Genomic DNA, 1,025 nt, shown 5'->3' with positions numbered 1-1,025 from the left:
GCTATCTTCCACTCACGGTTTGCCCAAGCCTTTCCAAGCCGAGCGGGTGAAACCGTGATCCCGTGGCTTGATCAGCCGCAGCCCAATCCCGTTCCGGCGGTCATCCAGAGCCAGCTTGTCTGGGAGGATTTGGATTCCTGGGTGACGCCTAATGAGAAGTTCTTCAGTATCGCGCATTTTGATCGGCCAACCATTGATGCGGATTCCTGGAAGCTGGAAATCGATGGGTTGGTGAAGAAGCCTCTGAGCCTGTCGCTTGCCGACCTCAAGGCGCGGCCGCGCCAGGAGGTGGTTTTCACGGTGGAATGCTCGGGCAATCATGGTTTTCCATTTTTTACCGGCGGCATTGGCAACGCACGCTGGTCAGGCACACCGCTCGCCGCCATTCTTGAAGAGGCAGGCGTGAAAGAAGACGGCATCGAAGTTGTTTTCTGGGGCACTGATGTCGGCGACATCGCTCTCAAGGACGATAATCGCGACGTCAAGATGCATCAGAATTTCGCCCGCAGCATGTCGCTCGCCGATGCGACGAACCCCAACAACATCCTGTGCTACGAGATGAATGGTGCCGCTCTGCCAGCACCCAACGGTTTCCCCGTACGGCTCATCGCGCCCGGTTGGTACGGCATCGCTAACGTCAAGTGGCTCAAGCGCATTGAGATACGCAACAGGCGCTTCATGAGTCTGCTGATGGCACGAGACTACGTCACCATCCGTGAGGAAGAGCACAATGGCGAGACGGTGTGGGCCGAGACCTCGGTAGGACGCGCATTGCTGAAGTCCGCGCCTGCCAGGGTGACGCGCAGCGATGCCGGGTACCGTATCAGCGGTGCGGCCTGGGGTGCGCCAATCGCAAAGGTCGAAGTGAAGATCGATGATGGCCCGTGGACCGAGGCGACGATCGACCATGCGGAAGAAGCTGAATTCGCGTGGAAGGTCTGGTATCTTGACTGGAAAGACCCATCAAAGGGCGAGCACACGGTCACCTCGCGCGCCACTGATACGTCAGGCAAGGTCCAGCCCGC

1 protein-coding gene is annotated in these 1,025 nt (G+C 58.8%); it reads left to right on the top strand.

Translation table 11 applies throughout. The annotated features are described in order from the left end of the window. Window positions 1–3: 3 nt before the first annotated feature. Window positions 4–1,025: sulfite oxidase (locus PU724_RS33775; protein ID WP_426213831.1), on the top strand; the 1,022-nt coding region annotated here is incomplete at its 3' end.

Source organism: Mesorhizobium abyssinicae (assembly GCF_049887195.1).
GTDB lineage: Bacteria > Pseudomonadota > Alphaproteobacteria > Rhizobiales > Rhizobiaceae > Mesorhizobium > Mesorhizobium abyssinicae.
The sequence above is the reverse complement of the archived record's forward strand: the minus strand, read 5'-3'. Positions and strand labels throughout refer to the sequence as shown.